Here is an 8,725-nt window from a genome sequence, read left to right on the forward strand (position 1 = left end):
TGGCAGCAACTGCCGAGTTTCTTGGTGTAAGGTCTCTTTGTAAATAGCTTTTATCATAAAGTTTCACTCCTGTACGATAAGATCCACCCACCCATAAAAACTCTTTGATCAACAAGAAAGCATTCACATCTAAACTGGTTGGTCCGCCCCGGTCATCTTTCAAAAGGAAAGATGGTTTTACCTGAAAATCTTCATTGACTGGAAACAAAGCACCAGCTGTTAAATAGTAGTGCGGCTTTGGTTGAGGAATAAAGGCATAACGATCAATATTGATGTAAGTGGCAATCAGGTTATCAGCAGAAAAACCGGCATAAAACTTATCGTTGGCAAAATGAACACCTGCCCTTGCATCTGGTACAATGGTGCTTTGAACGCCTACCGGTTGAAATGGTTCCGGATCGTTCGGGTTTAACAGTGAACCATCAATACCCAGTTGCGCCATCCCTACGCCTAAACCTAAAGCCAGTCGCGAGCTACCATCATCGTTTAAACGAATCCGGTAAGCATAGTTACCATAAACGGCCAGGTTGGTTTGTGCACCAAGTTTATCACTTGATACCTGAAGGGCCAAACCCACATTTCCACTGTTGGCAATGGCATCAACAGCAAGCGACATACTTTTCGGCGCTCCGGTAATGCCCGTCCATTGGCTACGGTAAAAACTGTGCACATTCAAAACCTCTTTATAACCTGCATAAGCCGGGTTAATGTAAATGCCGTTGAACATGTACTGGCTATACTGGGCATCCTGTTGAGCAAAAAACTGGTTTTGCAAACCATAAAATGGAACAGCCTACTAACAATAATAATTTCTTCATCGTCTTAATATCTAAAAGGGAAATCAGATTTTGATGCCTGATCTCCCTAAGCCTCTTATCTTAATTTTTAAATGCTCTGATTAATGTGATGTATCCTTTAAATACTTCCATCTCATCACTTCCCGCTTTTTTAACACGCAGTAGGTAATAATAAGTTCCCTCATTCAGCCCTTCACCTGTCCAGTTATTTTGGTAACCTTTGGCATGGAACACTTCATTACCCCAACGGTTAACAATTTGTAATTCATTAGATTGATATTGATTCAATCCTCTGATCTCGAATACATCATTTATTCCATCACCATTTGGTGTAAATAAGTTCGGTACTGAAATGTTTACAAATGTTGCTGTTAAAGTTACCGATGCCACGTTGGTGTAATATCCGTAAGCATCTTTTACTCGGTAAGTGAAGGTGTCCTCTCCAGTGAATCCCGGGTTGGCAGTATAAGTAATGGTTCCATCAGCATTAACCACCACTTTTCCATTCTTAGGCTGACTTACAATTTCAACCGTTAGCTTATCGAATGTTGAGTTACCTGGATCATCATTCGCCAACACGATGATTGTTTTTGGTGAACCTGAAACAATGCCACCATCATCATTAACGGCTCTTGGTGATTTAGGGAAACTGATTACCGTTGGTGTGTTATTGTTTTCTAGCGTACCAGAAACATCAGTCACGTTAGCACCACCGATAGTTTTAGCATTAACAGTTGCCGTATTGGTTACTGTTCCCAAATCTTTATCGGCCTGTGTTAAAGTATAAACCTCTACAGCAGTGGTAACCGCACCTGGAGCCAAGCCATTTGCTACTGTAATGACTTTATTGTTTAAGCCCAATTTCGCATCGGTTAAGGTAATGGTGTTTAAAGTAACCGGACCAGTATTTTTAATGGTAAAGGTATAGGTTACTTTGTTTCCATCAAACGTTGCCGTTTTAACTAATGCAATGGCACCGTTTACGCTAAAGTTGGTTACGGTTGGTGTATCATTGTTTTCTGCAGTTCCCGAAACATCGCTTACCGGAAGGTTAGCAGGTGTTCTGGCCGTTACCGTTGCCGTATTGGTTACACTTCCGGCATCTTTATCTGCTTGAGTTAACTGATAAGTGAAGCTTTCAGTTGCCGATGCTCCAGGAGCAAGATTTCCAGATAGGGTTCTGGTTAATCCCAGTTTGGCATCTACGAGTGTGATTACATGCAACGTTACATTTCCTGTATTTCTAATACTGAAGTTGTAAGTAATGCTATTGCCATCTGCACTTGCAGTTCCTGTTTTAACCAAAGCAATGGTTGAAGCAGGGCTGATCACGGTAACCGTTGCATCGTCAACGGCTGGTGTAGCAGGGTTATCAGATTTCTCTTTGGTAATGGTTCCTCCACCTGGAGTATTCGCTGTAACACTAGCCTGGTTACTAAACGAACCATTGTTAACTTCAGTTAAAGTAACGGTGTGACGGGCGGTAACAGTAACACTCGCACCTGGTGCCAGACTGGCTACACTTGCCGGAATAATAGATCCAGCATCGGCGCCTGCATCAGCAACAGCTACATTTGTTAAGGTTACATTACCTGTATTGGTTACGATAATGTTATAGTTAATTACATCACCAACTTTGCTCACCGTATTGGTTGCTTCTTTTGTTAAGCGTAATGCAGGAGCTGCAACTAAGGTAACTGTAACCGGAATGGTAACTGTCGTGGTTCCACCCTTACCATCGCTAACCGTAATGATAAATGAATCTGTTCCAGTGTAACCGGTTGCCGGTGTGTATATATAAGTTCCATCAGGATTCACCACAACTGTTCCATGCGCTGGCGCAGTGCTCACGGTGAAAGTTAATGAATCACCATCAACATCGCTCGCCGTTACAACACCGGTTTTAGGTGTATTCATTGGCGTGGTAATAGCCGGTGAAGTTGCCACTGGCACATCATTAACTGCAGTCACCGTAACATTAATAGTAACCGTAGTGGTTCCACCCTTACCATCGCTTACAGTTACCACGAAACTATCTGTTCCGTTATAGTTTGCATTTGGTGTATAAGTGTAAGTTCCATCAGGGTTCAATACCAAAGTACCATGTGCTGGAGGTGTTACCAAAGTGAACGTTAATGGATCGCCATCAGCATCCGTTGCGGTGATTTTTCCATTTACTGGTGTATCTTCATTAGTTGTAATCGCTGGTGCGGTTACTACTGGTGCAACATTAGTTGGTGCGATATTGACATTAACTGTTACCGTAGTCGTTCCACCTTTTCCATCGCTTACAACTATTGTGAAACTATCTGTTCCGCTATAGTTATTGTTTGGTGTGTAAGTAAATGTTCCATCTGGGTTAACCACAACTGTACCGTTAGCAGGTGGCGTACCTACTGAGTAAGTTAATGGATCGCCATCCACATCAGTCGCAGTAACTTTACCGGTAACTGGTGTATTCTTAGTGGTAGTTACATTTACTGGTGTGGTAGCCACTGGCACATCATTAACTGCAGTCACCGTTACATTAATAGTAACCGTAGTGGTTCCACCCTTACCATCGCTTACAGTTACCACGAAACTATCTGTTCCGTTATAGTCTGCATTTGGTGTATAAGTGTAAGTTCCATCAGGGTTCAATATTAAAGTACCATGTGCTGGAGGTGTTACTAAAGTGAACGTTAATGGATCGCCATCTGCATCCGTTGCGGTGATTTTTCCATTTACTGGTGTATCTTCATTGGTTGTAATCGCTGGTGCGGTTACTACTGGTGCAGAATTTTGGATAGTAATGGTCACTACTGCCGTAGATGATTTGGCAGCATCAAGTTTATCCGTAATCTGATATTGCAAGGTATAAGTTCCAGGCAATGTTCCAGCTAAAACATTTACCGCTCCTGTTAACGGATTGATGCTGATCCTACTATTTGTAGTTGATAACTGTACAATCGTTACATTATTGATAGTTGCTTGAACGCCATTATTGTAGGTATCATTTGCCAGAACATTTGCTAAGGCTGTTCCTCCAATAGCGCCATTTATAGTTCCACTATCATCATTAGCCAGTATTGTACCTGAAGTTACCGTTACCGTCACGCTGGTCGTTTTAGTCTGACCAGGATTTAATTTATCCTCAATTTGATAAGTGATGGTATAAACTCCGGCAGGAGTATTTGGTGCAACATTTACCTTACCTGTTGTTACATCTAAGGTAACTTGCGGATTGGTTGTTGAAACCTGGCTTAAATTCACATTTACTAATGTAGCAGGTGCGCCGTTATAGGTATCGTTGGCCAATACATTATCTACGGCTGTTCCACCATTTGTAGCATTTGCAGAACCTGTGTCGCTGGTAGCGATCAAATCTGGTGCGGTTACTATTACCGTTACAGTAGCCGTTACAAACTGACCAGGGTTTAATTTATCTTCGATTCTGTATACTAAAGTGTAGGTTCCTGCAGGCGTATTTGGCAATACATTTACAGCACCTGTAGTGGCATTTAAAGTAACGTTAGGATTGCTTGTTGATACCTGAGAAAGGTTAACCTGGGTAAGTGTTGCAGGTGCACCATCATAAGTATCGTTTGCCAGTACATTAGCTATTGCTGCACCTCCAGTTAAACCGTTAATACTTCCTGTATTAGCATTTGCAACCATCACCGGAGCCAAAACATCAACCGTTACTGTAGCATCTCGAGTCTGACCAGGGTTTAATTTATCTTCAATTTTATAAACCAATGTGTAAGTTCCAACCTGTGTATTTGGCTGAACTTTCACCGCTCCTGTGGTCGTATCCAATGTTACATTCTGATTGCTGGTAGATACTTGTGTTAAAGTAACATTCGCTAAGGTAGCAGGGTTGCCATTATAGGTATCGTTCGCTAATACATTTGCAACAGCTGTACCACCTGTATAAGCATTTGCAGTTCCTGAATCAGCATTCGCAGCTAAAACAGGGGCATTTACTGTTACAGTTACACTGGCAGTTTTGGTTAATCCAGGATTTAACAAATCTTCGATTTGATATACCAATGTATAAGTACCTGCAGGTGTATTAGGCGCAAGCGAAACTTTTCCAGTGGCCGCATCTAAAGTAAGTGCCGGATTATCTGTTGAAATCTGTGTTAATTTAACATTACTTAAAGTTGCAGGCGCACCATTGTAGGTATCATTTGCCAATACATTTTCTACTACCGTACCACCTGTAAATCCATTTGCTGTACCGTTATCAGCGGTTGCAACCATAACAGGTGCATTCACTACAACTGTTGCCGTTGCTGTTTTTGTAACACCAGGATTTAACAGGTCTTCGATTTTATAAACTACTGTATAAGTACCAGCTTTGGTATTTGGTAAAACATTAACCGTCCCTGTTGCCACATCTAAAGTAGCTTTAGCATCAGTTGTTGATTCCTGTGTTAACTTGACATTTGCTAAAGTAGCTGCAGCACCATTATAGGTATCATTGGTTAATACGTTAGTGATTGCGGCACCACCAGCTAAGCCATTTACTGCGCCATTATCTGCATTTGCAATCATTTCTGGTGCGTTAACTGTAACTATTACGGTAGCTTGCTCGGTTAAAGCTGGATTAAGTTTATCTGCGATAGTATAAACCAGATTATAAGTACCTGCTTTAGTATTCGCGTCAACAGTGACAACGCCCGTAGCAGTATTTAATTTAACGCCGGTGTTACCTGTTGAAACTTGGGTAAGGGTAACATTGGTTAAACTTGCAGGCGCCCCGTTATAGGTATCATTAGCCAATACGTTGGCGACAGCGGTACCACCTGTAAATCCGTTTGCAGCACCTGCATCGTCTGCAGCTGTCATTACCGGTGCACCAACAGTTATGGTAACAGTTGCCGTTTTGATTATACCTGGGTTAATTTTATCTTCTATTTGATAAACCAGATTGTAGGTACCGGCAGGTGTATTTGCCTCAACAATTACTGCGCCGCTAGTTAAGTCTAATTTAACACCAGGGTTAGTAGATGATACTTCCGTTAATTTGACATTAGTTAAAGTTGCTGGTCCACCATTGTAAGAGTCGTTTGCCAATACATTTGGCACCGCTGTTCCGCCAGTGAAACCATTCGAAGAACCAATATCTGCGTTAGCCACCATTATTGGTGCATCAACTACAACCGTTGCTGTGGTGCGTTGTGTTAATGTTGGATTCAACTTATCAATGATATCATAAGTAACTACATAAGTACCTGATTTTGTTGCGGGATCTACACTAACTGCGCCATTAGTAATGTTCAAGGTAACTTTTGGATCAGTTGTAGCAAACTGAGATAAAGTTACATTGGCAATAGTAGCCTGACCACCATTGTAGGTGTCGTTAACCAAAACATTCGGAATTGCGACACCACCCGTTACACCATTTACTGCCCCGTTATCTGCAACAGCAATCATTATTGGCGCATTTACCGTAACCACTACCGTAGCAAGTTTAGTTGTACCTGGGTTTAGGCTATCTTCAATTTGATAAACCAGACTATAGGTTCCAGCAGCTGTACCTGGATCTACCATCACTTCTCCGGTAGTTAAGTTTAATTTAACTCCTGTATTGGTAGATGATATTTCTGACAGATTAACATTGCTTAAAGTTGCAGGTGCTCCATTGTAGCTATCGTTAGCCAATACATTTGGAACAGCCACACCACCAGTAAAACCATTAGCTGAACCAGTATCCTCATATGCCACCATTGTTGCGGCATTTACAGTAACTGTTACTGTTGCTTGTTTAGTTAATCCTGAATTTATCTTATCCTCAATTTCATAAGTTACGGTGTAAGTGTTGGCTGGTGTATTTGGATCTACTACCACCTGCCCTGTCGTTACATCTAAATGAACTTTTGGATTACTTGTTGAAATCTGTTTAAGGTTAACGTTTGTTAATGAAGCCGCCGAGCCATTATACATATCGTTTGCCAATACATTTGGAACAGCTATTCCGCCCACAAAACCGTTTGCAGAACCTGTATCGCCATTAGCGATAATTACCGGAGCGTCAACCGTAACAGTAGCCGTGGTACTTTGAGTTGATGTTGGATTTAATCGATCAACAATATCATAAGTGACTACATAGGTACCCGCTTTTGTATTTGGATTTACTTTAACCTCACCGGTTGCCACATCAAGGTTTACGTTCGTGTCTGTTGTAGCATTTTGAACTAAGCTAACAGTAGATAAGGTTGCTTGCGCACCATCATAAGTATCGTTAACCAATACGTTCGGAATCGCCACGCCGCCTTTAATTCCGTTAATTGCTCCATTATCTGCGTTTGCAACCATCACTGGAGCATTTACGGTAACCACTACAGTTGCCTGTTTAGTTAATCCTGGATTCAGTTTATCTTCAATTTGATATACCAAATTATAAGTGCCACGCGGTGTATTTGCTGCAACAGTTACCTGGCCAGTTGTTACGTTTAATTTAACCCCTGGTTGATCACTGGATATTTCTGTTAAATTGATATTGGTTAAAGTTGCAGTTGCTCCGTTGTATGTGTCATTCGCCAATACATTCGGAACAGCCGTTCCGCCAGCGAAACCGTTTGCAGCACCTGCATCATTTGAAGCAACTAAATTCGGCGCTCCAACTGTTACCACTACAGTAGCTTGTTTGGTTGAAGCAGGATTTACTTTATCTTCAATTTCATAAACCAGATTGTAGGTACCGGCAGGTGTATTTGCTGCAACATTCACAGCACCTGTTGCAGGATCTAATTTCACTCCGGTGTTAGCCGATGAAATCTCTTTGATATTTACTGAGCTTAAAGTAGCAGGAGACCCATTGTACATATCGTTAGCCAATACATTCGGAACCGTTACCCCACCAACGAAACCGTTTGCCGAACCTGTATCGCCGATGGCGGTCATTATTGGCGCATCGACTACTACAGTAGCAGTTGTGCGCTGAGTTAAGGTTGGGTTTAAATTATCAATGATATCATAGGTAACTACGTAAGTACCGGCTTTTGTTCCAGAATTTACACTGATTTCACCATTTGTGAGGTTCAAGTTTACATTTGGATCAGTCGTTGTGATTTGAGCCAATGTTACCGTTCCTGTAGTTGCTTGAATACCATTATAAGTGTCGTTAGTCAATACATTTGGTATTGCTACACCACCATTTACGCCATTTATTGCGCCGTTATCTGGATTCGCAGCCATCTCTGGCGCAGCTACTGTTACCAACACATTGGCTTGTCTCACTTCATTTGTATTAATTTTATCAGTGATGCTATAAACCAATACATAATTTCCGGCAGGTGTACCGGCTGGAACCGTTACTGCACCGGTTGTAGTATTTAACTGGATGCCGGCTTGTGTGGAAATTTGGTTAATATTTACACCAGTTGTAGATGCAGGTGCGTTATTAAATAAATCATTTGTTAATACATTTTGAACCGCTAAACCTCCGGTAAACCCGTTCACTGTACCATTGTCGTCAACTGCAACCATTGGCGCCGCTGTTACGGTAACCGTAACAGTTGCTCTATCAACATTGGCAGGATTTAACTTATCTTGTATTTCATAAATAAGCGTATACGTTCCTTCTGGAGTACCCGCAGCCACATTGATTTTCCCTGTTGCTACCTCTAAAGTTACACCCGGATTGCTTGTTGAAATCTGTGTGATGTTGAGGTTTGTAAGTGTTGCTGCAGCACCATTGTAAGTATCGTTAGCCAATACATCTGCAATTGCAGTACCACCGGAAATTCCGTTTATAGCGGCAGCATCATCTGTTGCTGCTATTGCAGGAACGCCAACCGTAACGGTTACAGTACCTTGTTTGGTTTGGCCAGGGTTTAGTTTATCTTCAATTTGATAAACCAGAGTATAAGTTCCGGCAGGTGTATTTGGTGCTACGTTTACTGCACCGGTTGCCGGATCTAAGCTTAAGCCTGGGTTGG

2 protein-coding genes are annotated in these 8,725 nt (G+C 41.8%); both read right to left on the reverse strand.

Going from position 1 to position 8,725, the window contains the following annotated elements; translation table 11 throughout:
• A partial coding sequence (locus ON09_RS20400) for a PorP/SprF family type IX secretion system membrane protein (RefSeq protein WP_238533757.1) occupies window positions 1-775 on the reverse strand: 775 nt, incomplete at its 3' end.
• A 103-nt stretch (window positions 776-878) separates the two neighbouring features.
• Window positions 879-8,725, reverse strand: a 7,847-nt coding sequence (locus ON09_RS20405) for an Ig-like domain-containing protein (protein ID WP_010602925.1), incomplete at its 5' end; no start/stop codon positions are given.

The sequence above is a fragment of the Pedobacter agri PB92 genome, from assembly GCF_000258495.1.
Classification (GTDB): domain Bacteria; phylum Bacteroidota; class Bacteroidia; order Sphingobacteriales; family Sphingobacteriaceae; genus Pedobacter; species Pedobacter agri.